At 68.8% G+C, this 24268-nt stretch carries 19 protein-coding genes and 1 pseudogene; 12 read left to right on the top strand and 8 right to left on the bottom strand.

The genetic code is table 11. The features are described 5' to 3' along the window. Window positions 1-196 precede the first annotated feature (196 nt). Genes ACWTPI_RS29190 through ACWTPI_RS29180 form a run of 3 tightly spaced genes read left to right on the top strand, consistent with a single transcriptional unit; the run spans window position 197 to window position 6226 of the window. Entirely contained in the window at window positions 197-3427 is a 3231-nt protein-coding gene (locus ACWTPI_RS29190) for an efflux RND transporter permease subunit (protein WP_454733490.1), read from the top strand. Between the two features lie 4 nt (window positions 3428-3431). After that, window positions 3432-4727 carry an efflux RND transporter periplasmic adaptor subunit gene (locus ACWTPI_RS29185; protein ID WP_059411454.1) on the top strand — a complete coding sequence of 432 codons (1296 nt, stop codon included), beginning with the start codon at window positions 3432-3434 and terminating at the stop codon, window positions 4725-4727. After that, entirely contained in the window at window positions 4724-6226 is a 1503-nt protein-coding gene (locus ACWTPI_RS29180; protein ID WP_454733489.1) for an efflux transporter outer membrane subunit, read from the top strand. The genes ACWTPI_RS29185 and ACWTPI_RS29180 overlap by 4 nt, the downstream gene beginning before the upstream one ends. Window positions 6227-6509: 283 nt before the next feature. On the opposite strand, the gene ACWTPI_RS29175 is transcribed toward ACWTPI_RS29180, so the two are convergent. From ACWTPI_RS29175 to ACWTPI_RS29165, 3 genes are all read right to left on the bottom strand, one after another. Next, window positions 6510-7322 carry a MetQ/NlpA family ABC transporter substrate-binding protein gene (locus ACWTPI_RS29175; protein WP_059411456.1) on the bottom strand — a complete coding sequence of 271 codons (813 nt, stop codon included), beginning with the start codon at window positions 7320-7322 and terminating at the stop codon, window positions 6510-6512. A gap of 253 nt (window positions 7323-7575) precedes the next feature. After that, window positions 7576-8850, bottom strand: coding sequence for an O-acetylhomoserine aminocarboxypropyltransferase/cysteine synthase family protein (locus tag ACWTPI_RS29170; RefSeq protein ID WP_454733488.1), 1275 nt, complete (start codon window positions 8848-8850; stop codon window positions 7576-7578). 160 nt (window positions 8851-9010) lie between these two features. Continuing rightward, entirely contained in the window at window positions 9011-9979 is a 969-nt protein-coding gene (locus ACWTPI_RS29165) for an aliphatic sulfonate ABC transporter substrate-binding protein (protein WP_454733487.1), read from the bottom strand. A 705-nt stretch (window positions 9980-10684) separates the two neighbouring features. Between ACWTPI_RS29165 and cyoA the strand changes: the two genes are divergently transcribed. From cyoA to ACWTPI_RS29145, 4 genes are read left to right on the top strand one after another with little or no spacing between them, the layout of a single operon-like run. Next, the gene (gene cyoA, locus ACWTPI_RS29160) at window positions 10685-11653 is read left to right on the top strand and encodes a ubiquinol oxidase subunit II (RefSeq protein WP_020203454.1); all 969 of its coding nucleotides are present in this window, start codon (window positions 10685-10687) and stop codon (window positions 11651-11653) included. An 8-nt stretch (window positions 11654-11661) separates the two neighbouring features. Then, window positions 11662-13638, top strand: coding sequence for a cytochrome o ubiquinol oxidase subunit I (gene cyoB, locus ACWTPI_RS29155; protein WP_029043706.1), 1977 nt, complete (start codon window positions 11662-11664; stop codon window positions 13636-13638). Window positions 13639-13643: 5 nt separating this feature from the next. Further along, a complete protein-coding gene (cyoC, locus tag ACWTPI_RS29150; RefSeq protein WP_020203452.1) occupies window positions 13644-14282 on the top strand; it encodes a cytochrome o ubiquinol oxidase subunit III in 639 nt (212 codons plus the stop codon). After that, entirely contained in the window at window positions 14282-14650 is a 369-nt protein-coding gene (locus tag ACWTPI_RS29145) for a cytochrome o ubiquinol oxidase subunit IV (protein WP_020203451.1), read from the top strand. The genes cyoC and ACWTPI_RS29145 overlap by 1 nt, the downstream gene beginning before the upstream one ends. A 69-nt stretch (window positions 14651-14719) precedes the next feature. Here the strand turns inward: ACWTPI_RS29145 and ACWTPI_RS29140 are convergent, their stop codons facing one another. The 5 genes from ACWTPI_RS29140 to ACWTPI_RS29120 all read right to left on the bottom strand — a co-directional run bounded on the left by ACWTPI_RS29140 (window position 14720) and on the right by ACWTPI_RS29120 (window position 19516). Further along, a complete protein-coding gene (locus ACWTPI_RS29140; protein ID WP_020203450.1) occupies window positions 14720-15670 on the bottom strand; it encodes a TauD/TfdA dioxygenase family protein in 951 nt (316 codons plus the stop codon). Window positions 15671-15732: 62 nt separating this feature from the next. Further along, window positions 15733-16572, bottom strand: coding sequence for an ABC transporter ATP-binding protein (locus ACWTPI_RS29135; RefSeq protein WP_454733486.1), 840 nt, complete (start codon window positions 16570-16572; stop codon window positions 15733-15735). Window positions 16573-16728: 156 nt separating this feature from the next. Further along, entirely contained in the window at window positions 16729-17523 is a 795-nt protein-coding gene (locus ACWTPI_RS29130; protein WP_454733485.1) for an ABC transporter permease, read from the bottom strand. Between the two features lie 45 nt (window positions 17524-17568). After that, window positions 17569-18414: an ABC transporter permease gene (locus tag ACWTPI_RS29125; protein ID WP_059411462.1), complete on the bottom strand. Its 846-nt coding sequence runs from the start codon at window positions 18412-18414 to the stop codon at window positions 17569-17571. Between the two features lie 4 nt (window positions 18415-18418). Next, window positions 18419-19516, bottom strand: coding sequence for an ABC transporter substrate-binding protein (locus tag ACWTPI_RS29120; RefSeq protein WP_020203446.1), 1098 nt, complete (start codon window positions 19514-19516; stop codon window positions 18419-18421). Window positions 19517-20065: 549 nt separating this feature from the next. Here ACWTPI_RS29120 and ACWTPI_RS29115 point away from each other — a divergent pair. The 5 genes and pseudogenes from ACWTPI_RS29115 to ACWTPI_RS29095 all read left to right on the top strand — a co-directional run. Then, window positions 20066-20176: pseudogene (locus ACWTPI_RS29115) on the top strand (c-type cytochrome); the annotation flags it as partial. Window positions 20177-20407: 231 nt separating this feature from the next. Further along, window positions 20408-21322, top strand: a complete 915-nt coding sequence (locus ACWTPI_RS29110) for a TauD/TfdA dioxygenase family protein (protein ID WP_454733484.1) — start codon at window positions 20408-20410, stop codon at window positions 21320-21322. A 78-nt stretch (window positions 21323-21400) separates the two neighbouring features. Then, window positions 21401-22435 carry an ABC transporter substrate-binding protein gene (locus ACWTPI_RS29105; protein WP_020203444.1) on the top strand — a complete coding sequence of 345 codons (1035 nt, stop codon included), beginning with the start codon at window positions 21401-21403 and terminating at the stop codon, window positions 22433-22435. A 1-nt stretch (window position 22436) separates the two neighbouring features. Next, window positions 22437-23285, top strand: a complete 849-nt coding sequence (locus ACWTPI_RS29100; protein WP_454733483.1) for an ABC transporter ATP-binding protein — start codon at window positions 22437-22439, stop codon at window positions 23283-23285. Between the two features lie 19 nt (window positions 23286-23304). After that, complete coding sequence (locus tag ACWTPI_RS29095; RefSeq protein WP_029043704.1) at window positions 23305-24192, top strand: ABC transporter permease; 888 nt, start codon at window positions 23305-23307, stop codon at window positions 24190-24192. The last annotated feature ends 76 nt before the right edge of the window (window positions 24193-24268 follow it).

Below are 24268 nucleotides of genomic sequence, written 5' to 3'. Positions count from 1 at the left end.
TGCCGCTTGCCGGGGATTGCCGGGGCAGTCCACGCGATACGAAATGGCGTGCTATATTCCTTCACCGTCGACAGTACGGCGCATGTCAGTGCGCGGCAAAAGTCTCGCCGCGGGCATGCCGCCGGCGCGCCTTGGTCAGGTGCCGGGTCGACGTCCTGCAGGAATCCCGCTGTCCTTTCCACAAGAGACCCGCCCCGTGTCCATGGTCCAGCTGGCGCTGCGTCGCCCGTACACTTTTATCGTGATGGCGATGCTGATCGTGCTCGCCACACCCTTTGCGCTGCTGAAGATGCCGACCGACATCTTCCCCGAGATCAACATCCCGGTCATCAGCATCATCTGGAACTACAACGGCCTGTCGCCGCAGGAGATGGGCCAGCGCATCTCGGCGCAGAACGAGCGCAGCCTGACCACCACCGTCTCCGACATCGAGCACATCGAGTCGACGTCGCTCAACGGCGTGGCGATCATCAAGATCTTCTTCCAGCCCACCGCCAACATCCAGACCGCGATCGCGCAGGTGGTGGCGGTGGAGCAGTCGCAGCTGCGCCAGCTGCCGCCCGGCATCACGCCGCCGCTGGTGATCAAGTACTCGGCCTCCAGCATCCCGGTGGTGCAGCTCGGGCTGTCCAGCCCGACGCTGTCCGAGCAGTCGCTGTTCGACGCGGCCGTGAACCTGCTGCGCCCGCAGCTCATCACCATCCCCGGCGTGGCGGTGCCGTTCCCCTACGGCGGCAAGAACCGGCTGGTGTCGGTCGACCTGGACATGCAGGCGCTGCAGGCGCGCGGCCTCGCGCCGGCCGACGTGGTCAACGCCGTCAACCTGCAGAACCTGATCCTGCCGTCGGGCACGGCCAAGCTCGGCGAGACCGAGTTCAACGTCCGGATGAACGGCTCGCCCGACGCGATCGCCGGGCTCAACGACCTGCCGGTGCGCACCATCGGCGGCAACACCACGTACCTGCGCGACGTGGCCTACGTGCGCGACGGCTTCTCGCCGCAGACCAACATCGTGCGCCAGGACGGCCAGCGCGGCGTGCTGCTGTCGCTGCTCAAGAACGGCGCGGCCTCCACGCTCGACATCGTCAGCAACCTGCGCGCGATGCTGCCGCGCGCGCAGCAGATCATGCCGTCCGACGTGAAGATCACGCCGCTGTTCGACCAGTCGGTGTTCGTCAAGGCCGCGGTCAAGGGCGTGGTGTTCGAGGCGCTGATCGCCGCCGGCCTGACCGCCGCGATGGTGCTGCTGTTCCTCGGCAACTGGCGCAGCACGCTGATCATCGGGCTGACCATCCCGCTCTCGATCCTGGCCTCGGTGCTGATGCTGCACGCGCTCGGCGAGACCCTGAACCTGATGACGCTGGGGGGCCTGGCGCTCTCGGTCGGCATCCTGGTGGACCAGGCCATCGTCACCATCGAGAACATCGAGCGGCACATGCACCTGGGCAAGCCGCTGCTGGAGGCGATCGACGCCGGCGCCGGCGAGATCGGCGTGGCCGCGTTCGTCTCCACGCTGTGCATCTGCATCGTGTTCGTGCCGATGTTCTTCCTCGAGGGCGTGGCGCGCTTCCTGTTCGTGCCGCTGGCCGAGGCGGTGGTGTTCGCGATGGTGGCCTCCTACATCCTGTCGCGCACGCTGGTGCCGACGCTGGTGATGCTGCTGATGGGCGGCGCCCACGCGCACGCCGACGGCGGCAAGCCCAGCCTGCTGCAGCGGCTGTACCGCGGCTTCGACCGCCGCTTCGAGCACGTGCGGCGCGTCTACACGCTGGCGCTGTCGGCGCAGCTGGGCAACCGCAAGCGCTTCGCCACGGTGTTCCTCGGCTTCTGCGTGCTGTCGTGCGCGCTGATCCCGTTCCTCGGGCGCGACTTCTTCCCCACCGTGGACGCCGGCCAGATCCGCCTGCACATGCGCACGCCGACCGGCACCCGCATCGAGGAAACCGCGCGCGTGGCCGACCAGGTGGAGGCGGCCATCCGCGAGATGATCCCGCCCGACCAGCTCGAGACCATCCTCGACAACCTGGGCGTGCCCAACAGCGGCATCAACCTCTCCTACAGCAACGCCGGCACCATCGGCACGCTCGACGGCGAGATCCTGATGTCGCTGCGCGAAGGCCACCGGCCCACCGAGGAGTTCATCTCGCGGTTGCGCGCCGAGCTGCCCAAGCGCTTCCCCGGCGTGGAGTTCTTCTTCCAGCCGGCCGACATCGTCACGCAGATCCTGAACTTCGGCCTGCCGGCGGCGATCGACGTGCAGTTCACCGGCAACGACCTGCAGGGCAACGCGCAGCTCGCCGGCGAGCTGGTCAAGCAGATCCGCGAGATCCCCGGCGCGGTCGACGCGCACGTGCACCAGCGCAACGACTATCCCGCCATCAACCTCGACATGGACCGCACGCGGCTGCAGCAGCTCGGGCTGTCGGCGCAGAACGTCGGGCAGAACGTGCTGATCTCGCTGTCGGGCAGCGCGCAGACCGCCCCGGCGTTCTGGCTCAACCCGACCAACGGCATCGTCTACAGCGTGGCGGTGCAGACGCCGCAGTACAAGATCGACTCGCTCGACACGCTGCTCAACCTGCCGGTGGCCGGCGCCGGCAGCGCCGCGAACGCCGCGGCGCCCGCGGCCGGGGCCAGCCCGGGCAGCTCGCAGCTGCTGGGCAACCTGGTGCAGGCCTCGACCGCGCGCCAGCCGGCGGTGGCGTCGCGCTACAACATCCTGCCCGCCATCGACATCTACGTCAGCGTGCAGGGCACCGACCTCGCCAGCGTGGCGGGCAAGGTGCAGAAGCTGGTGGACCAGATGACGGGCAAGCTGCCGCGCGGCTCGCAGCTCGTGGTGCGCGGGCAGGTGCAGACCATGCAGTCGTCGTTCATCGGCCTGGGCGTCGGGCTGGCGATGGCGATCGTGCTGGTGTACCTGCTGGTGGTGGTGAACTTCCAGTCGTGGATCGACGCGGCGGTCATCATCGCCGCGCTGCCCGCGGCGCTGGCCGGCATCGCGTGGATGCTGTTCATCACCGGCACCACCTTGAGCGTGCCGGCGCTGACCGGGGCGATCATGACGATGGGCGTGGCCACCGCCAACAGTATTCTGCTGGTGTCGTTCGCGCGGCAGCGCCTGGAAGAAGGCGTGCCGCCGCTGTCGGCCGCGCTGGAGGCGGGCGCGACCCGCATCCGCCCGGTGCTGATGACCGCGCTGGCCATGATCATCGGCATGATCCCGATGGCGCTGGGCCTGGGCGAAGGCGCCGAGCAGAACGCGCCGCTGGGCCGCGCGGTGATCGGCGGGCTGCTGTTCGCCACCGTGTCGACGCTGTTCTTCGTGCCGGTGGTGTTCGCCGCCGTGCATCGCTGGCTGGCCGGGCGCAAGCCGCACGGCGGCACGGCCCATCCGCCGCTGGCTCCCACACATCAAGAGGGTTGAAGCAATGACCGAACAACGCCATGCAGAGCTGGGTCTGCACCTGGCTGACGACGAGGCCGGCGGGCAGGACCCGCACGAGCAGCTCAAGCGGCGCGAGGTGGCGCGGCGCACGCGCATCGCCGCGCTGGTGGTGCTGGCGCTGCTGGTGGTGGGCGCCGGGCGCACCATGATCAGCCGCTACGCCAACGCCAAGGCGCTCAAGACCGGCACCGAGGAGCGCGCCATGCAGTACGTGCAGACGGCGCTGCCGCAGACCGGCAGCAGCCAGTCGCTGGCGCTGCCGGGCACGCTGCAGGGTTACGTGCAGGCGCCCATCGCCGCGCGCGCCAACGGCTACGTGAAGCGCTGGACCAAGGACATCGGCGCGCGCGTGGAGAAGGGCGAGCTGCTGGCCGAGATCGAGACCCCGGAAATCGACCAGCAGTTGAGCCAGGCCATCGCCGCGCGCGAGCAGGCCGCCTCCAGCCTCGCGCTGGCGCGCAGCACGGTGGAGCGCTGGGAAGGGCTGCGCAAGAAAGACGTGGTGTCGCAGCAGGAACTGGACGAGCGCCGCAGCGCGGTGACGCAGGGCGTGGCCAACGTGGCCGCGGCCGACGCCAACGTGCAGCGCCTGCGCCAGCTCGAAGGCTTCAAGCGCGTGGTGGCGCCGTTCTCCGGCATCATCACGCGCCGCAGCGTCGACGTGGGCGACCTGATCGACGGCAACCGGCAGTTGTTCCTGCTCTCGCAGACCGATCCGCTGCGCGTCTACGTCAACGTGCCGCAGAGCTACGCCAACCTCGTCAAGCCCGGCCAGGAAGTGGTGGTGACGCAGGTCGAGCTGCGCGGCCAGGCCTTCAAGGGCGAGGTGGCGCGCACCGCCGCCTCGATCGACACCACCACCCGCACCATGCAGGTGGAAGTCAACCTGCCCAACCGCGAAGGCGCGCTGCTGCCCGGCGCCTACGTCACCGTCTCGCTGCCGCTCAAGAACAGCCAGGCGCTGCTGGCGCCGAGCAACGCGCTGCTGTTCCGCGGCGAAGGCACGCGCGTGGCCGTGGTGGACGCGCAGGGCAAGGTGACGCTGCGCCCGGTCAACCTCGGGCGCTACTACGGCACCACGGTGGAAGTGCTGGACGGGCTCGGCCTGCAGGACCGGCTGGTGCTCAACCCCTCCGACTCGATCGCCAACGGCGACCGCGTGGTGCTGGCGCCGGTGGCGCAGAACGGCGCGAAGAACGGCGCGGAGGGTGCCGGGCAGGGCGCAGGACAACAAAGCGCGGGACAAAGCGCCGCGCCGGCGGCGGAGGCCAAGCGATGAGGCTGCGGCGCCCGTCGCCGGTCCTCGCGCCGGCGCTTGCCGCGGCCCTCGCCGCGGCGATCCTGCTCGGCGGCTGCGCGGCCGGCCCCGACTACCGCAAGCCCGACTCCGAGCTGCCCGCGGCATGGAAGGTCGAGCCGCCGTGGCGCGAAAGCACGCCCGGCGACAGCGTGGCCAAGGGCACCTGGTGGGAACGCTTCGGCGATGCCCGCCTCGATGCGCTCGAGCAGCAGGCGCTCGCGGCCAACCCCACGCTGGCCGTGGCCAATGCCCGCCTGGCGCAGGCCCGCTCGCAGGCCAACGCGGCCAATGCCGGGCTGTTCCCGCAGATCGGCATCAATGCGCGCGCGCAGCGCGCGGCCATCTCCGCCAACCGCCCGCTGACCAACTATGCGGCGCCGAACTTCGGCACCGTGCAGAACGACCTCACGCCCTCGTTCACGGTGGGCTACGAGCTCGATCTGGCCGGCCGCGTGCGGCGCACCATCGAAAGCGCCGAGGCCTCGGCGCAGCAGTCGCAGGCCGATTTCGAGAACGTGCGGCTGCTGCTGACCACCGACCTCGCCGCCAACTACTACAACCTGCGCGCGCTCGACATCGAGCTCGACGTGCTGCAGCGCTCCATCGCACTGCAGCGCCGCGCGCTCGATCTGGTCAGCGCGCGCCACGACCTCGGCGCCGCGTCCGGGCTGGATCTGGCGCAGCAGCAGGCGCTGCTCGACGCCACGCTCACTCAGGTGGACGTGCTGGCCAAGCAGCGCAGCCAGTTCGAGCACGCCATCGCCACGCTCACCGGCACCGCCGCGCCGCTGTTCGCGCTGGCGCCCGAGGTGGCGGAGCTGGTGCCGCCCGCGGTGCCGCTCGGCGTGCCGTCCGACGTGCTGGAGCGCCGGCCCGACGTGGCCTCGGCCGAACGCGCGATGGCCGCGGCCAACGCGCAGATCGGCGTGGCCAAGTCCGCGTTCTATCCGAGCGTGATACTCGGCTCGGCGATCGGCGGCGAGAGCGGCACGTTCGGCTCGCTGTTCAACCTGCCCAGCCTGGTGTGGTCGGTCGGCGCCACGGCGGCGGTGACGCTGTTCGACGGCGGCAAGCTGCGCGCCAACCTGTCGTTCGCGCAGGCCGGCTACGACGGCACCGTGGCCAACTACCGCCGCGTGGTGCTGACCGCGATGCAGGAAGTGGAAGACGGCATCACCGGCCTGTCCGCGCTGTCGCGCGCCAACGACCAGCAGCGGCGCGCCGTGGGCAGCGCGCGCCAGGTGCTCGACATGGCCACCGCGCGCTACGAAGGCGGCGCCACCGGCTACCTCGACGTGATCACGGCCCAGCAGGGCCTGCTCGGCGCCGAGCGCACGGCGGCGCAACTGCGCGGCCAGCAGATGCTGACCGCGGTGTTCCTGGTCAAGGCGCTGGGCGGCGACTGGGGCGGCGCCTCGACGCTGGCCGATGGCGGGGCGAAGGCGATGAAGGGGATGAAGCAGGTGGCGGCGAAGTAGCGGATGGGTCCGGCGGCGTGGCTGGCCATGCCGAAGGTTTGCACGCAAGCAGATTGCTCGCGTCATCAGCCCTGGCGCGAACCTCGACATACCGCTGGTTCGCTCCCCTCTCCCGCGTGCGGGAGCGGGAGAACACCTTGCCTGGGCTAGCTCTGGCGGCTTGGGCGTATCCGGCGGCTTCGTTCATTGCCCTGGCACGTTGCCCCAAAAAAAAAGCGCCCGGACCAAGCCGGGCGCTTTTTGCTTCCCAGGCCCCGAAGGGCCGCGCTGCCTCAGCGCTGGTTCAGCGCTGGTATGCCGGCGGCAGGAAGCCCGCGAAGCGCTGCTGCGTGGTCGCCTTGAATTCCGGCGACTGGTAGGCGTCGCGGATGTCCTTGACGAACGGCTTGCCGAGGTCGGCGGTGCGCACGGCCACCAGGTTCATGTAGTAGTCGGGAATCTTCTCCAGCGACAGCGCCTCGGTCAGCTTCAGGCCGGAGGACAGCGCGAAGTTGCCGTTGACGAAGGCGTAGTCCACGTCGTCGAGCGAGCGCGGCAGCTGCGCGGCTTCGAGCTGGATCAGCTTGAGCTTGTTCGGGTTGGTCTCGATGTCGCGCTCGCTGGCGCGGATCGTGTCGGTGCCGGGCTTGAGCGTGACCCAGCCGATCTGCTGCAGGATCGCGATGGCGCGCGCCAGGTTGGACGGATCGTTGGGCAGCGAGACGGTGGCGCCCGGCTTCACTTCGGCCAGGGTCTTGTGCTTGTGGCTGTAGATGCCGATCGGCGCGGTCGGCACCTGCAGCACCTCGGACAGTTGCAGCTTGCGGTCGCCGGCGAACTTCTTCAGGTAGGCCACGTGCTGGAAGGCGTTGGCGTCGATGGCGCCATCGGCCAGCGCCAGGTTGGGCTGCACGTAGTCGCTGAACTCGACGATGGTGACCTTGTAGCCCTTCTTCTCCAGCAACGGCTTGATGCCGTAGCGGATCTGGTCGGAGTACGGGCCGGCGGTGGCGCCGAAGCGGATTTCCTTCTTGTCCGGATCGGCCGCGCCGGCCGTCTGGATCACGCCGAGGGCAAGCACCGCGGCAATCAGTCGAATCCCGAAACCCATTTTCATCAAAGCTCCCCGTGTCGTTGGTGTGTATGGCGTGCCCGCGCGCGCTTTCAGCGGCGGGCGAGGGAGCCATTGTAGGGGGCTACCTATGCGCGAGGAACGAGTAAATATGCATGGGCATATAACTCGGGCGAATAAGGCAGATGGGTCTGGCGGGGTGGTGTGCGATGCGCCTGCCTTCTCCCGCGGTCCCTCTCCCGCAAGCGGGAGAGGGGGAACCTGCGGGAAACGACAGGCAGGGCGGGCAGCGCCGGCCTCAGGCCGCCGCCAGCGCCCGGTCGAGGTCTTCGAGCAGGTCGTCGATATGCTCGATGCCGATCGACAGGCGCACCATGTCCTCGCTCACGCCGGCGGCCTTCAGTTCGGCGGCGTCGAGCTGGCGGTGGGTGGTGGAGGCCGGGTGCGTGGCCAGCGACTTGGCGTCGCCGATGTTGACCAGGCGCGTGAACAGCTGCAGCGCGTCGAGGAAGCGCGCGCCGGCCTCGCGGCCGCCGCTCTTGAGGCCGAACGACAGGATGCCGGGGCCGCGGCCGCCGAGGTAGCGCTGCACCAGCGCGTGGTCCGGGTGCTCGGGCAGGCCGGCGAAGTTGACCCATTCGACCTTGGGGCTGGCCTTGAGGTGGCGCGCCACGGCCAGCGCGTTCTCGGTGATGCGGTCCAGGCGCAGGGCCAGGGTCTCGACGCCTTGCAGGATCAGGAAGGCGTTGAACGGCGACAGCGCCGCGCCGGTATTGCGCAGCGGCACCACGCGCGCGCGGCCGATGTAGGCGGCCGGGCCCAGCGCTTCGGTGTAGACCACGCCGTGGTAGGACACGTCGGGTTCGTTCAGGCGCCTGAAGCGGGCCTTGTGCTCGGCCCACGGGAACTTGCCGCTGTCGACGATGGCGCCGCCCACGCTGTTGCCGTGGCCGCCCAGGTACTTGGTCAGCGAGTGCACCACGATGTCCGCGCCGTGCTCGAACGGCCGGCACAGGTAGGGCGAGGGCACGGTGTTGTCGACGATCAGCGGGATGCCGTGGCTGTGCGCGACCTTGGCGATGGCGGCGATGTCGACGATGTTGCCGAGCGGGTTGCCGACCGACTCGACGAAGATGGCCTTGGTGCGCTCGTCGATCAGGTCGCCGAAGGCGGCCGGGTTGCGGCCGTCGGCAAAGCGCGTCTCGATGCCGGACAGCGGCAGCGTGTGCGCGAACAGATTGTAGGTGCCGCCGTAGAGCTGGCTGGCCGAGACGATGTTGTCGCCGGCCTCGGCGATGGTCTGGATCGCGTAGGTGATGGCCGCCATGCCGGACGCCAGCGCCAGCGCGCCCACGCCGCCCTCGAGCGCGGCCAGGCGCTGCTCGAGCACGTCGTTGGTCGGGTTCATGATGCGGCTGTAGATATTGCCGGGCACCTTGAGGTCAAACAGGTCGGCGCCGTGCTGCGCGTTGTCGAAGGCGTAGGCCACGGTCTGGTAGATCGGCACGGCCACCGCGCGGGTGGTGGGATCGGGGGAGTAGCCGCCGTGGACTGCAATCGTCTCGAGTTTCATGTTGTGGTTGCTGGATCTATGGTGATGGGAAGCCTGCCGGGAGCGGGCATGGTAGCAGCGCGGGCCGGCGCCCGCCAAGGCGGTGGCCGGTGATCGCACCGGGCCGCGCGCGGTCCGTGCCGGCGCTGCCCGGCGATGTCCGTCGACGCCCGCCGCCCGGTCACTGGCTGGCGAGCGGGAAACTGGCCTGCCAGACGTTGTCCTTGATCTGGATCGGGGCCGGGATCAGCTTCTGCTGGTAAAACAGGTCGGCCACCTGCTGCTGCGCGGCCACCACGTCCGGCGTGACCGGGGTGGCGCCGTAGGGCACGCGCCGGAGCCAGGCTTCCACCACCTGCACTTCGAGGCCGACCGCGGGCGCGAGCAGGGCGGCGGTCTCGCCGGGGTTCTTCACCACCCACAGGCCGCTGGCGCGCAGTTGCTCGAGGATGGCGTTGACCGCCTGCGGGTGCGCCTTGACGAAGGCGCCGGCGGCTTCGTAGAAGTTGAACGGCGAGGGCACGTTTTCGTAGTCGGCGATGGTGCGCACCTTGAGGGCCTTCTGCGCCAGCGCGTAGTAGGGGTCCCACACCACCCAGGCGTCCACGTTGCCGCTCTCGAAGGCGGCGCGGGCGTCGGCCGGCGGCAGGTAGATCGGCTGGATGTCCTGCAGGCTCAGGCCGTTCTTCTTGAGCAGCTGCACCAGCAGGTAGTTGGAGCTGGAGCCCTTTTGCAGCGCGACGCGCCTGCCCTTGAGGTCGGCCACCGCGCGCACCGGGGACTTGTCGAGCACGAACAGGGCCTCGTTGGTCTTGCCACCGGGCTCGGCGCCGACGTAGACGAAGCTGGCGCGCGCGGCCTGGGCGAACACGGCCGGCGGCGCGCCGGTGTAGCCGAAGTCGATGCTGCCGGCGTTGAGCGCCTCCAGCAGCTGCGGGCCGGCCGGGAATTCCTTCCACTCGACCTTGAAGCCCAGCGGCGCGAGCTTCTTCTCGAGCGAGCCCTGGGCCTTGAGCACGGCGAGCAGGCCGGCCTTCTGGTAGCCCACGCGCACGGCCTGGTCGGCGGCGGCGGCGCCGGCGGACCAGGCCAGCGCGGCGAAGGACAGGGCAAGGCCGAGGCGGCGGGGCCAGTTGCGCAACAGGGTCATGCGATTTCTCCGGAAGGGTGGCGGGGATCGGGAAGATCCGGCTGGGCCCTATGGTTGCGAAATCGCGGTGGCAGGGGAAGGAAGCTTATTGCATTTGGATAGAACCGGGCGGGCCGCCCGAGGTCAGACCGGAGGCCGCCGGCGCGGCGCGCAGGCGACGCGCGGACGGTGGAAGACCGCCGCGCGGGCCGCGCCTGCGCGTTGCAATTTGTGCAACTGCTTTCAAGGGTGCGCACCCTGCGACACCTTGCCGCAGTCAGGATGTTTCTGAACAAGCGCACCGTTCACCGCACGATCGTGCGAGATGCCGTATTGTCCTGTTTGGCGGACAGTGTGTTCCTGTTCCCGGGTTTACCCTCGTTGTTGCGATGCGGTAGATTCGCGCCACGATGTCTGACGGCCCCCGATTCTCATCAATAAACCACGTTTGCCGCACCGGCAGGCGTGTCGAGCATCGTCACCGCAACATCCTCCTGTGTGGACCGCCGCAGTCCCGCAACGCTCTGTCCAGCAAGGACCGGGCCATCCTGCCCAACCCGTCCCACAAGGACCAGGCCAGTCCGCCGCTGATTGGCGCTTCTCCGGGCCGGCAGGCCGCCTGAACCGAGTTTCCCCCAAGCCTTAAGTCGTCTGCCTCTTGCTTGCGCATCGGGCGGCAAAACCACGCCGCGCCGTCGTTCCGTGGCTTACTCAACCAGTCGTGACATGAAGATACCCGAACTTCCGCGTTGGACGCGGTTCCTGCCCGGTGGCGCCCTGCTGCTGCTGGCCGGCTGCAACATGACCGTGCTAGATCCGAAGGGCCAGATCGGCGCCGACGAAAAGAACATCATCCTGATCGCGACCTGGCTGATGCTGCTGGTGGTGGTGCCGGTGATCATCCTGGTGTTCACCTTTGCCTGGAAGTACCGCGCAAGCAACAAGAACGCCCGCTACGAGCCGGACTGGTCGCACTCGACCGGGATCGAGGTGGTGGTGTGGCTGATCCCGTGCCTGATCATCCTGGTGCTGGGCATCATCACCTGGAAGTCCTCGCACGACCTGGACCCGTACAAGCCCATCGAGTCGGACGTCAAGCCGATCACGATCGAGGCCGTGGCGCTGAACTGGAAGTGGCTGTTCATCTATCCCGAACTGCACATCGCCACCGTCAACGAGATCGCGTTCCCGGTCAACACGCCGGTGAACTTCAAGATCACGTCCGATTCGATCATGAACTCCTTCTTCATCCCGCAGCTGGGCAGCCAGATCTACGCGATGGCGGGGATGGAGACCAAGCTGCACCTGATCGCCAACGAAGCCGGCAGCTATGACGGCATGTCGGCGAACTACAGCGGCGGCGGCTTCTCGGGCATGAAGTTCAAGGCCAAGGCCGTGTCGAACTTCGACTTCGAACAGTGGGTCAAGCAGGTCCGCGCCTCGTCGCGCGAGCTGAACCTGGCCGACTACGAACAACTGGCCAAGCCCAGCGAGAAGGAACCCGTGACGCTGTTCGCCAAGGTCGATCCGCAGCTGTACCACGGCATCCTGCACAAGTACATGGACGGCGCCGGAGGCGCGATCGCCGGCAACGGCACCTCGTTCGGTCCTGTCTGCACCTCGCGCAACACCCTCGGCGAGAGCCAGGTGTCCCTGGCCGCGCCCGCTAAGTCGGCGCCGGGCTCGAATTCCTAGGAGTAATGATGTTTGGCAAATTGAGTTTGGATGCCATCCCGTTCCACGAGCCCATCGTCATGGGCACGTTGTCGGTGGTGGCCCTGGGCGCGCTGGCGGTGTTCGCGCTGATCACCTACACCCGCAAGTGGGGCTGGCTGTGGAATGAGTGGTTCACCTCGGTCGACCACAAGAAGATCGGCATCATGTATTCGGCCGTGGCGATGGTCATGCTGCTGCGCGGCTTCGCCGACGCGATCATGATGCGCACGCAGCTGGCGCTGTCCACCAACGGCTCGCCGGGCATCCTGCCGCCCGAGCACTACGACCAGATCTTCACCGCCCACGGCGTGATCATGATCTTCTTCGTGGCGATGCCGCTGATGACGGGCCTGATGAACCTGGTCGTGCCGCTGCAGATCGGCGCGCGCGACGTGGCCTTCCCGTTCCTCAACACGCTGAGCTTCTGGCTGTTCGTGGCCGGCGCGATGCTGGTCAACGTCTCGCTGGGCGTCGGCGAGTTCGCGCGCACCGGCTGGCTGGCCTACCCGCCGCTGTCGGGCCTGCAGTTCAGCCCCGGCGTGGGCGTGGACTACTACCTGTGGAGCCTGCAGATCTCCGGCCTGGGCACCTTGCTCACCGGCGTGAACTTCCTGGTCACCATCCTCAAGATGCGCGCCCCGGGCATGACCCTGATGCGCATGCCGGTGTTTACCTGGACCGCGCTGTGCACCAACGTGCTGATCATCGCCTCGTTCCCGGTGCTGACGGTCTCGCTGGCGCTGCTGGGCCTGGACCGCTACTTCGACATGCACTTCTTCACGAACGAAATGGGCGGCAACGCCATGATGTACGTGAACCTGATCTGGATCTGGGGCCACCCCGAGGTGTACATCCTGGTGCTGCCGGCATTCGGCATCTTCTCGGAAGTCATCTCGACCTTCTCGGGCAAGAAGCTGTTCGGCTACAAGGGCATGGTCTACGCGACCTGCGCCATCATGGTGCTGTCGTTCCTGGTCTGGCTGCACCACTTCTTCACGATGGGCTCCGGCGCCAGCGTGAACGCGTTCTTCGGCATCACCACCATGATCATCTCCATCCCGACCGGGGTGAAGATCTTCAACTGGCTGTTCACCATGTACCGCGGCCGCGTGCGCATGACCACGCCGGTGATGTGGACGCTGGGCTTCATGGTCACGTTCGTGATCGGCGGCATGACCGGCGTGCTGATGGCCGTGCCCGCCGCTGACTTCGTGCTGCACAACAGCCTGTTCCTGATCGCCCACTTCCACAACGTGATCATCGGCGGCGTGCTGTTCGGCTACCTGGCCGGCATCACCTACTGGTTCCCGAAGGCGTTCGGCTTCAAGCTCGACGAGCGCCTGGGCAAGTGCGCCTTCTGGTGCTGGCTGGTCGGCTTCTACCTGGCCTTCATGCCGCTGTACGTGCTCGGCTTCATGGGCATGACCCGCCGCCTGAACCACACCGACAACCCGGCCTGGAACCCGTTCCTGTACGTGGCCGTGTGCGGTGCCGCGCTGATCGGCCTGGGCGTGGTGTTCCAGGTGCTGCAGATCGTGGTGAGCGTGCGCAACCGCAAGGCGCTGGCCGACGTCACGGGCGATCCGTGGAACGGCCGCACGCTGGAGTGGTCCACCTCGTCGCCGCCGCCGTTCTACAACTTCGCGCACACCCCCGTGGTGCGTGACCTGGACGCCTTCGCCGACATGAAGGCCCGCGGCGAAGCGCCGAAGCAGGAAGCGCACTACGAGCAGATCCACATGCCGAAGAACACCGGCGCCGGCTTCTACATGGGCGCGTTCAGCTTCGTGCTGGGCTTCGCCGCGACCTGGCACATCTGGTGGCTGGCGATCGTGGGCCTGGTGGGCATGATCGTGTCCTTCATCTTCCGCAGCAACGACGACCACATCGACTACTACGTGCCCGCACGCGAAGTCGAGGCAGTCGAAAAGACCCACTTCCAGCGCGTCGCGTCGCAGGCCTGAAACCTATGTCCACACAAGTCCTAGACCGTCATTCCGCGCATGCCGCAGGGCATGCCCATGACCATTCGCACGACCACGCCCATCACGACACCAGTGCCAACACCGTGTTCGGCTTCTGGGTCTACCTGATGAGCGACTGCATCATCTTCGCCGGTCTGTTCGCCGCTTTCGCGGTGCTGCGCGGCGAAGTGGCGGGCGGCCCCTCGGGCAAGGAACTGTTCGAACTGAACTACGTCCTGGTCGAGACCTTCCTGCTGCTGTTCTCGAGCCTGACCTCGGGCATGGCGATGGTGGCCCTGCACAACGGCCAGAAGTCCCGCCTGCAGTTCTGGCTGGCCATCACCTTCCTGTTCGGCGTGGCCTTCATCGGCATGGAAATCAACGAGTTCCATCACATGATCGCCGAAGGCGCGGGCCCCAACCGCAGCGCCTTCCTGTCGTCGTTCTTCACGCTGGTCGGCACCCACGGCCTGCACGTGGCCAGCGGCCTGCTGTGGATGGCCGTGCTGATCTGGCAGATCGCCCGCAAGGGCCTGACGCCGACCGTGGGCAAGCGCCTGGCGTGCTTCGCGCTGTTCTGGCACTTTCTGGACATCGTCTGGATCGGCGTGTTCACCGTGGTCTACCTGATGGGAGCGATGTAATGGAACACAGCAACGTCTCGACCGCCGGCCACGGCGCGCACGGCACCAGCGCCGGCGGCGCCAGCCACAGCAGCGTCAAGAACTACGTGATCGGCTTCGTGCTGGCGGTCATCCTGACCGTCATCCCGTTCCGCCTGGTGATGGGCGGCGGCGGCACGGTCGCCGCCGGCACCACGCTGGCCGTCATCCTCGGCTTGGCCGTGGTGCAGATCGTGGTGCACCTGGTGTACTTCCTGCACATGGACCGTTCCTCGGAGCAGCGCTGGAACGTGATGGCGCTGGCCTTCACCGCGCTGATCCTGCTGATCGTGATCGCAGGTTCGCTGTGGATCATGCACAACATGAACCAGAACATGATGGTGCACTGAGGATCTTCCTCCGGCGTAACGACAAAGGCGGCCCGCGGGCCGCCTTTGTCGTTTCCGGAGTCCGGCTGCCTATGCCGCCGCGCGCGCGTGCGCCGCGTGGTTGGCCGGCTCGCCCGCCTTGGGCGCGCCGGACTTGACCGCGACGCTGCGCCGGCCGTCCACGCCGACCGGCACGTCGCCGGCGATGGTCACGCGCCGCACCACGCGCTTGGCATCGCCGTAGTCGTTGATGGCGTAGTGCTGGGTGGCGCGGTTGTCCCAGATCGCCACGTCGCCGGCGCGCCAGCGCCAGCGCACGGTGTTCTCCAGGCGGTGCACGTGGTCCTGCAGCACGGCCACGAGGTGCTGCGAGTCCGAGCCCGAATAGCCGAGCAGCTTCTTGACGAAATGCCCGAGCACCAGCGTGCGCTCGCCGGTTTCCGGGTGCACGCGCACCACCGGATGCTCGGTCTCGTAGATGGCCGAGGTGAAGACCTCGCGGTAGCGCTTGATGGCGTCGGTGCTGACCGTGGCGCGCGTGGCGGCGTAGTCGTAGTCGTTGGTGTGCAGCGCCCACAGGCGGTCGGCCAGCTCGCGCAGGCCCTCGGGCAGGTCCTGGTAGGCGGTGGCGGTGTTGGCCCACACGGTGTCGCCGCCGGCGGCCGGGATGGTCACGCCGCGCAGCACCGAGACCTGCGGGTAGGCCAGGTCGAAGGTGACGTCGGTATGCCAGGAGTTGGCGCGCCCGCCGTGCTCGGAGTCGAGCTCCAGCAGGAAGCGCGTGCCGTCGCGCGAGGGCACGGTGGGGTGGGGCACCGGCGTGCCGAACAGGCTGGCGAAGCCTTCCTGCGCGGCGTCGTCGAGATGGTCCTGGCCGCGGAAGAACAGCACCTTGTGGCGCAGCAGCGCCGCGCGCACGGCGGCAAAGGTGGCGGCGTCGAGCTGCGGCGAGAGCCGCACGCCGCGGATCTCCGCGCCGATGCGCCCGGCTACCGGGTGGATGTCGAGTTCGACTTGCGATGCGGCGTGCTGCTGGGTCATGGCGTTCTCCCGTGGGTCTAGTCCTGCGTTGGTGTCCGGCGCCTGCCGGCGCGCTTCAGATTTCAGATGGCAAAGCGGATATTGGGCGGCAGCCGCGTGGCGTCCGCGTCCGGCTCGCGCCTGACCGGCGCCTCGGCCAGCTCGGCCAGGCGCCCGGTGAATTCCCGCAGCACGTCGTCCTTGACGCGCGCGAAGGCGGCCGAGGCGCGCTCGCGCGGGTGCGGCAGCGGCACCGGCAGGATGCGGCGGATGCGGCCCGGGCGCGGCTCCATCACCACCACGCGGTCGCCCAGGTAGACGGCTTCCTCCACGTCGTGCGTGACCAGGATCATGGTGATGCCCTCGGCCTGCCAGATGCGGTGCAGCTCCTGCTGCAGGTAGGCGCGCGTGAGCGCGTCGAGCGCGCCGAACGGCTCGTCGAGCAGCAGGATTTCCGGGCGCGTGACCAGCGCGCGCGCGATCGCCACGCGCTGCGACATGCCGCCGGACAACTGGTGCGGAAACGCGGTCTCGAAGCCGGCCAGCCCGACCAGCTCGATGTGCTCGCGCACCGTGCGGCGCTTGTCGGTCTCGGTGATGTTGGCGTTGAGCAGCGCCATGCGGATGTTCTGCTCCACCGTCAGCCACGGGAACAGCCGGTGCTCCTGGAACACGATGCCGCGGTCCAGGCTGGTGCCCGCCACGCGCTTGCCGTCGAGCAGGATCTCGCCCTTGTAGTCTTCTTCCAGCCCGACCACCAGCCGCAGCAGGGTGGACTTGCCGCAGCCGCTGGCGCCGACGATGCTGACGAACTCGCCCGGGGCGATCGACAGCGTGATGTCCTCCAGCACAGGCAGGGCCGCGCCCTTGACCTGGTATTGCTTGCGCAGGTGCTCGATGCTGAGCGTGCCGGCGTGCGCCATGTGGTTCTCCGGAAAAGATGAGGCAGTGCGAAGAAAAGGGAAAGGGAGGTGCGGTCAAAGAGAAGCGAAGCGGTCCTGGCCAGGCGCGCGGCCGCAGACAGTACAAGCGGGCCGCGCGACGACGCCAGGATCTCTTTGATCGTGCCTCCTGGCATCCTAGAAGGCGGCGACCGAGCGGCCGCGCCAGGCCAGCAGGCGGCCTTCGATGCGGCTGGCGATCCAGTTCAGCGTGAAGCCGACCAGCCCGACCACGATCACGCCGAAGATCACCAGGTCCATCCAGAAATTCTCGCGGCCGTCGATCATGGTGTTGCCGATGCCCTTGCCGGCCACCAGCAGGTATTCGGCGCCGAGCGTGGCCAGCCACGCATAGATCAGCGCCAGGTGGATGCCGGCGAAGATCGACGGCGAGGCCGCCGGCAGCACCACGCGCAGCAGCACCTGCCAGCGCGAGTACTTCAGCACGCGCGCGACCTCCAGCAGGTCGGCCGGCACGCCGCGGATGCCCTCGAAGGTGTTGAGCACCACCGGGAAGAACGCCGCCAGCGAGAGGAACACCACCTTGGCGGTGTCGCCGAGGCCGAACCACACCGAGATCAGCGGGATCCACGCGAACAGCGAGATCTGCTTGATGGTGTGGAAAGTGGGCCCGGCCAGCTGCTCGAACAGGCGCGACAGCCCCAGCGCCGCGCCGAACGCCAGCCCCACGCTGGCGCCCAGCGCGAAGCCGGCCAGGTCGCGCCACAGGCTCGCGCGCAGCGCCTCGAACAGGGCGCCGCTGCGCACCTGCTGCACCGCCGTGTCCCACACCTTGGAGACCGGCACCAGCAGCGGCGAGGTGCTCCAGCCGAAGCGCACCGCGGCCCACCACAGCACCACCAGGGCGATCGGCAGGACCCAGCCGCGCAGCGGCCGGGGAATGCGCAGGGCGCGTTTGGATGATTCCGCCATCTTGGTTCCTTCGCTATCGGTTCGTCGTGCGGCCAGGAAGGGCGATCACAGGCCGGGCTTGCGCCAGCGCAGCACCGCCGCCTCGGCCAGCGCCAGCGCCTTGTCCAGCGCGAAGCCGACCGCGCCGACCACGATCACCGCGGCGATCACCATGTCGAGCTGGAACAGCTGGCGGCCGTACACGATCATGTAGCCCAGCCCCTCCGACGAGGCCAGCAGCTCCACCACCACCAGCGCCAGCCACGCATGCGTGAGGCCGTAGCGGATGCCGTTCCAGATCGGCGCGGCGGCGGCCGGGAACACCACGCGCGACAGCATCTGCCAGCGCGTGAAGCGCAGCACGCGCGCCACCTCGATGTAGCGCGTGGGCACGTTCTGGATGCCCTTGTAGGTGTTGAGCGCGATCGGCACCAGCGAGGCCTTGGCGATCAGGATGATCTTGAGCGCCTCGTCGATGCCCACCAGCAGCATCAGCAGCGGCAGCCAGCCCAGCACCGGCACCTGGCTGAAGGCCTTGAAGGTGGGGTAGACGTAGTCGCGGAAATTCGGCGACAGGCCCATGCCCACGCCGAGCGCGAGGCCGCCGGCCAGGCCCACGGCAAAACCGCCGGCCACGCGCATCGCGCTGACGGCGAGATTGGCCTGCAGCTCGCCGCTCTGGTAGAGGTCGGAGAGCGTGTGCCACACCGCGTCGGGCGCGGGCAGCACCTGCGGCGGGATCCACTCGAAGCGCGCCGCCACGTACCAGCCCAGCAGCAGCGCCAGCGGCACCGGCCACGCCAGCAGCCACGCCAGGTGCTGGCGGCCGGGGCGCCAGCGGCGCGGGGGCGCGGCGCTTTCCGTGGCGGCGGGTCCCGCCGGCGGCAACGCCAGGGTTTCGTTGGCCGCCATCGCGTCAGGCTCCGAGGATCTTGCCGTTGGCCTGGTAGACCGGCCAGTAGCTCTGCAGGCTCAGGTCGTCCAGCGCCGCCTTGAGGAAGCGCGTGTCGATCCACTGGTCCACGTCGAAGCGCGCGCGCGACAGGCGCAGGCGGTAGGCCTGCTCGGTGGCGTCCTTGTAGCGCGCCACCAGGAACGGGTCGAAGTTCGGGTTCACGCGCACGCGCAGCGGCTCGCCTTCGTAGTCTTCCTTCCAGTGCTCGTAGGGCGTGCCGGCGCGCGCCCAGGTGTGCAGCACGTCGTCGCGGTTCTTCTCGTCCGAGGCCCAGCGCGCGGCCTGCACCGAGGTCTTGACGAACTGCTGGGTGGCTTCGGGGTACTTGCTGGCGAACTCGTCGGTCACCAGCACGTGGCTCTGGCGCGTGTAGATCGGCGACTGGTTCTTGCTCGAATAGAGGATGCGCACCGCGCCCTTGTCGCGCAGGCGCAGGATGTCCATCGCGCCGATGGCGGCGTCGAGGTCGCGCGTGGTGAGCGCGGCCAGGTAGCTCGCGGTGTCGAGGTTGAGCAGGCGCAGGTCCTTCTCGGCGAGGCCGTTGGCTTCGAGCAGGCGCAGCGCCGGCAGATGCATGTTGGTGCCCTTGAACAGCGACACGCGCTTGCCGCGCAGGTCCGCCACGGTCTTGAGCGGCGAATCGGGTGGCACGCCGATATAGATATTGGTGCGCACGCTGGTGGCCAGCACCAGCCGCGTCTTCAGGCCGGCGGCGCGCGCCACGATGGCGGGCAGGTCGCCCTGCAGCGCGAAATCCAGTTGCTTCGTGCTGAGCGCTTCGTTGACGGCCGGGCCCGCGCCCTTGAAGAAGTACCACTCGACGCGCGTGCCGGCCGGCTTGAAGGCTTCCTCCAGCCAGCCGCGCGCGTGGGCGATCGACAGCGAGCTGCCGCCGAAGCTGGGCGGCGTGCCGGTGGCCGGCTGCGCCACGCCGATGCGGATGACGTCCGGGCGCGCCGCGCCGGTGGCGCTGAACACGCTCAGCGGGGTGGACGCGGCGGCGGCGCCAAGGCCGGACCAGGCAAGGTGTTTGAGCAGGCTGCGGCGCGTGAGGGGCATTGTGTTCTTGTTCCTGTGCGGGGCGGTGGTCGGGGAATCGACGGCTCCCAAGATACGCGGCGCCCGCGGCGCGGCAGAAGGAATGTTTTTGGTTTTGGTTATCGGCTGCGCGCATATGCGGCGGCGCATATGGGCATGCGTTTTCCTTCCTTCCGCGAGGCCGCGCACTGGCATAGAGTGCGCGGTTTCCGGCGGCCGTCTCTTACGTGCCGCACGGACGGGCGCGCGCCCCCGCGCGCAAGAGCAAGAACAATGACCGACGATAACGACAAGACAGCGCGCCCGCCCGCGCGGCCTGCCCGGCGCCGCTTCCTGCGCCACGGCGCGGGCCTTGGCGCGGCCGGCGCGCTGGGTGCCGGCGCGCTTGCCGCCGCGCCGGCGGCGGGCGCGGAGACGCTGGCGGTGCCGCCGTGGACGCGCGCGCCCGGCGAGCCGGTGCTGTGGCGCGCCTGCGGCCAGCCCGCCGAATTCGAGAAGAACGTGATCCGCCGCAACCGCGGCGCGGCGCCGATGCCCGGCGCCAACTCGTCGATGACGCCGCTGCAGGACCTGCACGGCATCGTGCCGGACGACGCGGTGCTCGACGCGCGCACGCTGCCGCGCGTGCGCATGCCGAACCGCGGCGGCTTCGTGGTGGACGGCAGGATTGGCGGTTCCTGAGCGCGCCGGAACGCGGGATGCCGGGGATGAGGCGGTGGACAAGCGCCATGCGGACACCATATGCGATAAACGAATAAGGCTCACCGTTAACCTTCGTTGACCGCACTAGCTCGTGGTCACTACAGTGCAAGGCTTGAAACCAAGCAGTGCGGGGCCCTCCTTTGCCGGAGCGCGGCGCCGCGCCGGCCGGTCCACATAGATCAGTCCGCACTTTCGTTCCCCGAGCCCGTCATGACGATTGGTACCCAAACGGCAGCCGCAGCGCCTGCCCGCGCACCGCATTCCGGCCAGGCCGGCACTTTCGAGATCCACCCGCTGGACGCCCCGCTGGGCGCCGAGATCGTCGGCCTGGACCTGTCCGAGCCGCTGTCCGCCGAGGACTTCGCCCGCATCCACCGCGCGCATCTCGACTATCACGTGGTGGTGTTCCGCGACCAGCGCATCACGCCCGCGCAGCAGATCGCGTTCAGCCGCCGCTTCGGGCCGCTGCAGATCCACGTGCTCAACCAGTTCCAGCTGGCCGGGCACCCGGAAATCCTGATCGTCTCCAACGTGCTCAAGGACGGCAAGCCGATCGGCCTGGGCGACGCCGGCCATTTCTGGCACTCCGACCTGTCGTACAAGGAAAAGCCCAGCCTCGGCTCGCTGCTGCACGCGCAGGAACTGCCGGCCGAAGGCGGCGACACCCTGTTCGCCAACATGCACACGGCGTGGGACACGCTGCCCGCGCACCTCAAGGCCGCGGTGGAAGGGCGCAAGGCCGAGCACACCTACCTGGCCAAGTACGCCGAGCTGCAGCAGCGCAGCCCGTGGCGTCCGAACCTGACGCCTGAGCAGATCGCGCAGGTGGCGCCGGTGCTGCAGCCGGTGGTGCGCACGCACCCGGAAACGGGCCGCCGCGCGCTGTTCGTCAGCGAGCATTTCACCACGCGCATCGCCGGCCTGCCCGAGGACGAGAGCCGCGACCTGCTGGCGCAATTGTTCGCGCACAGCGTCAGGCCCGAGCACGTGTACCGCCACCAGTGGCAGCCGCACGACCTGGTGTTCTGGGACAACCGCTCGCTGCTGCACCTGGCCGCCGGCACGCCCGACCACCTGCGCCGCGTGATGTACCGCACCACCATCGAGGGCGACCTGCCCCTCTGAGCCTTCCCGGATGGCGGCGCCGGCCGGCGCCGCCGCCGCCGCCCGTCTTCCTGTCTCGCATCCAACGGAGTGTTCCGCATGTCCCTGTTTCGTTCCCGCCTCTTCTCCGCCCGCTGGCAGCGCGGCGCCGTCGCGCTGACGCTGGCCGCCGGCATGGCGGTCACGGGCGCGGCCCATGCCGAGGGCAAGATCCGCGTCGCCGAGCAGTTCGGCGTGGTCTACCTGCTGCTCAACGTGGCGCGCGACCAGCAGCTGATCGAGAAGCACGGCAAGCAGCAGGGCCTGGACATCAAGGTGGAGTGGACCCAGCTTTCGGGCGGCGCGGCCATCAACGACGCGCTGCTGTCGGGCGCCATCGACATCGCCGGCGCCGGCGTGGGCCCGCTGCTGACGGTGTGGGACCGCACGCACGGCAAGCAGAACGTCAAGGGCGTGGCGTCGCTGGGCAACTTCCCGTACTACCTGGTCAGCAACAATCCCAAGGTCAAGACCATCGCGGACTTCACCGACAAGGACCGCATCGCGCTGCCGGCGGTGTCGGTCTCGGTGCAGTCGCGCGTGCTGCAGCTGGCCGCGGCCAAGCAGTGGGGCGACAAGGAATACAACCGCCTGGACAAATGGACGGTGGCGGTGCCGCATCCCGACGCGGCGGCGGCCATCATTTCCGGCGGCACCGAGATCAGCGGCCACTTCGGCAACCCGCCGTTCCAGGAGCAGGAGCTGGCCGGCAACCCCAATGCGCGCATCGTGCTGAATTCGTATGACGTGCTGGGCGGGCCGAGCTCGGCCACGGTGCTGTACGCCACCGAGAAATTCCGCAACGACAACCCCAAGACCTACCGCGCCTTCGTCGACGCGCTGGCCGAGGCGGCCAAGTTCGCCAGCAGCAACCCGGAAGCGGCGGCCGACCTGTACATCCGCGTCAACAAGGCCAAGATCGACCGCGCGCTGCTGGTCAAGATCCTGAAGAACCCGCAGGTGCAGTTCAAGGTCACGCCGCAGAACACCTTCACGCTGGCCGAGTTCATGTACCGCGTGGGCGCCATCCGCAACCAGCCGAAGTCCTGGCAGGATTATTTCTTCCAGGACCCGGCCACCGCACAAGGTAGCTGACATGTCCGTGCAGCCTCTGCGCGTGGTTTCCGCGCGTCCCGCCACCCCTGCCGCGCCGCTGCTGCAGGTGGATGGCGTGTCGCTGGAATACCGCACCCCCGAACGCGTGGTGCGCGCCACCCACCAGGTCAGCTTCGACGTGCACGCGGCTGACCGCTTCGTGCTGCTGGGCCCGTCGGGCTGCGGCAAGTCCACCCTGCTCAAGGCGGTGGCCGGCTTCGTGCCGCCGTGCGAGGGCGAGATCCGGCTCGACGGCGTGCCGGTGCGCGCGCCGGGCCCGGACCGCATCGTGGTGTTCCAGGAGTTCGACCAGTTGCCGCCGTGGAAGACCGTGCGGCAGAACGTGATGTTCCCGCTGGTGCATTCGCGCGGCATGTCGCGCGGCGAGGCCGGCGAATGCGCGCTGCACTTCCTCGACAAGGTGGGGCTGGCGCAGTTCGCCGACGCCTATCCGCATACCTTGTCCGGCGGCATGAAGCAGCGCGTGGCGATCGCGCGCGCGCTGGCCATGCGGCCCAAGGTGCTGCTGATGGACGAGCCGTTCGCTGCGCTCGACGCGCTCACGCGCCGGCGCATGCAGGAGGAATTGCTGGCGCTGTGGCAGGACGCGGCCTTCACGCTGCTGTTCGTGACCCACTCGATCGAGGAAGCGCTGGTGGTGGGCAGCCGCATCCTGCTGCTGTCGCCGCATCCGGGCCGGGTGCGCGCCGAGCTCAACAGCCACCAGTACGACCTCGCCAGCCAGGGCGGCGCCGAGTTCCAGGCCACCGCCCAGCGCATCCATCATCTGCTGTTCGACGAGGCGCCGCGCACGGCCGCCGCGCCGGCCCGCGCCGCGCAGGCGCGCTGAGCGCCCGCCAGGACCGACCATGAGCCAAGCCCCCTCATCCCTCGCCGCCACCCCGGCGGTGCGCCCCGAATACGAGCTGCCGCTGGAGCCGTTTACCGCGTTGCCCGTGACGCGCGCCTTGCCGTGGCCGCAGCGCCTGTGGCAGCAGGGCTGGCTGCGCAAGACGCTGATCCTGGTGGTGCTGGCCTGCCTGTGGGAAGTCATTGCCCGCGTGCAGGACAACGACCTGCTGCTGCCGACCTTCCTCGCCACCGCGCGCGCGTTCGCCGAAGGCATCGCCAGCGGCGAGCTGCTGGACAAGGCCGGCGTGTCGCTGTCGGTGCTGCTGCAAGGTTATGTGGGCGGCATCGTGCTGGCCTTCGTGCTGACCACGCTGGCGGTGTCCACCGAGATCGGGCGCGACGTGCTCGATACCCTCACGTCGATGTTCAACCCGCTGCCGGCCATCGCGCTGCTGCCGCTGGCGCTGCTGTGGTTCGGCCTGGGCAGCAAGAGCCTGGTGTTCGTGCTGATCCACTCGGTGCTGTGGCCGCTCGCGCTCAACACCTACGCGGGTTTCCGCGGCGTGCCGGCCACGCTGCGCATGGCCGGGCGCAACTACGGCCTGCGCGGGCTGCGCTACGTGCTGCTGATCCTGGTGCCGGCCGCGCTGCCGGCCATCCTGTCCGGCCTGAAGATCGGCTGGGCCTTCGCGTGGCGCACGCTGATCGCGGCCGAGCTGGTGTTCGGCGCGTCGTCGGGCAAGGGCGGGCTGGGCTGGTACATCTTCCAGAACCGCAACGAGCTGTACACCGACCGCGTGTTCGCCGGCCTGGCGATGGTGATCCTGATCGGCCTGCTGGTCGAGAACCTCGTGTTCCGCACGCTCGAACGCGTGACCGTGCGCCGCTGGGGCATGCAGCACTGACGGCGCGTGACAGCCGGCGCATGACAGTTTGAAGGCACGGCGGCGGCGGGCCTTGCGCGCGCCGCGCCGAAGGCGT

Source organism: Cupriavidus ulmosensis, from assembly GCF_977008105.1.
This window is presented reverse-complemented; position numbering and strand designations above follow the sequence as displayed.

Excerpts from the sequence above, each read along its gene's own strand:
- ACWTPI_RS29095 (WP_029043704.1), top strand. The coding sequence starts at position 23,305 with ATGAGCCAAGCCCCCTCATCCCTCGCCGCCACCCCGGCGGTGCGCCCC.
- cyoA (WP_020203454.1), top strand. The coding sequence starts at position 10,685 with ATGAAGATACCCGAACTTCCGCGTTGGACGCGGTTCCTGCCCGGTGGC.
- ACWTPI_RS29145 (WP_020203451.1), top strand. The coding sequence starts at position 14,282 with ATGGAACACAGCAACGTCTCGACCGCCGGCCACGGCGCGCACGGCACC.
- ACWTPI_RS29100 (WP_454733483.1), top strand. The coding sequence starts at position 22,437 with ATGTCCGTGCAGCCTCTGCGCGTGGTTTCCGCGCGTCCCGCCACCCCT.
- ACWTPI_RS29110 (WP_454733484.1), top strand. The coding sequence starts at position 20,408 with ATGACGATTGGTACCCAAACGGCAGCCGCAGCGCCTGCCCGCGCACCG.
- ACWTPI_RS29165 (WP_454733487.1), bottom strand. The coding sequence starts at position 9,979 with ATGACCCTGTTGCGCAACTGGCCCCGCCGCCTCGGCCTTGCCCTGTCC.
- cyoC (WP_020203452.1), top strand. The coding sequence starts at position 13,644 with ATGTCCACACAAGTCCTAGACCGTCATTCCGCGCATGCCGCAGGGCAT.
- ACWTPI_RS29125 (WP_059411462.1), bottom strand. The coding sequence starts at position 18,414 with ATGGCGGCCAACGAAACCCTGGCGTTGCCGCCGGCGGGACCCGCCGCC.
- ACWTPI_RS29170 (WP_454733488.1), bottom strand. The coding sequence starts at position 8,850 with ATGAAACTCGAGACGATTGCAGTCCACGGCGGCTACTCCCCCGATCCC.
- ACWTPI_RS29120 (WP_020203446.1), bottom strand. The coding sequence starts at position 19,516 with ATGCCCCTCACGCGCCGCAGCCTGCTCAAACACCTTGCCTGGTCCGGC.
- cyoB (WP_029043706.1), top strand. The coding sequence starts at position 11,662 with ATGTTTGGCAAATTGAGTTTGGATGCCATCCCGTTCCACGAGCCCATC.
- ACWTPI_RS29140 (WP_020203450.1), bottom strand. The coding sequence starts at position 15,670 with ATGACCCAGCAGCACGCCGCATCGCAAGTCGAACTCGACATCCACCCG.
- ACWTPI_RS29135 (WP_454733486.1), bottom strand. The coding sequence starts at position 16,572 with ATGGCGCACGCCGGCACGCTCAGCATCGAGCACCTGCGCAAGCAATAC.
- ACWTPI_RS29180 (WP_454733489.1), top strand. The coding sequence starts at position 4,724 with ATGAGGCTGCGGCGCCCGTCGCCGGTCCTCGCGCCGGCGCTTGCCGCG.
- ACWTPI_RS29130 (WP_454733485.1), bottom strand. The coding sequence starts at position 17,523 with ATGGCGGAATCATCCAAACGCGCCCTGCGCATTCCCCGGCCGCTGCGC.
- ACWTPI_RS29185 (WP_059411454.1), top strand. The coding sequence starts at position 3,432 with ATGACCGAACAACGCCATGCAGAGCTGGGTCTGCACCTGGCTGACGAC.
- ACWTPI_RS29175 (WP_059411456.1), bottom strand. The coding sequence starts at position 7,322 with ATGAAAATGGGTTTCGGGATTCGACTGATTGCCGCGGTGCTTGCCCTC.
- ACWTPI_RS29105 (WP_020203444.1), top strand. The coding sequence starts at position 21,401 with ATGTCCCTGTTTCGTTCCCGCCTCTTCTCCGCCCGCTGGCAGCGCGGC.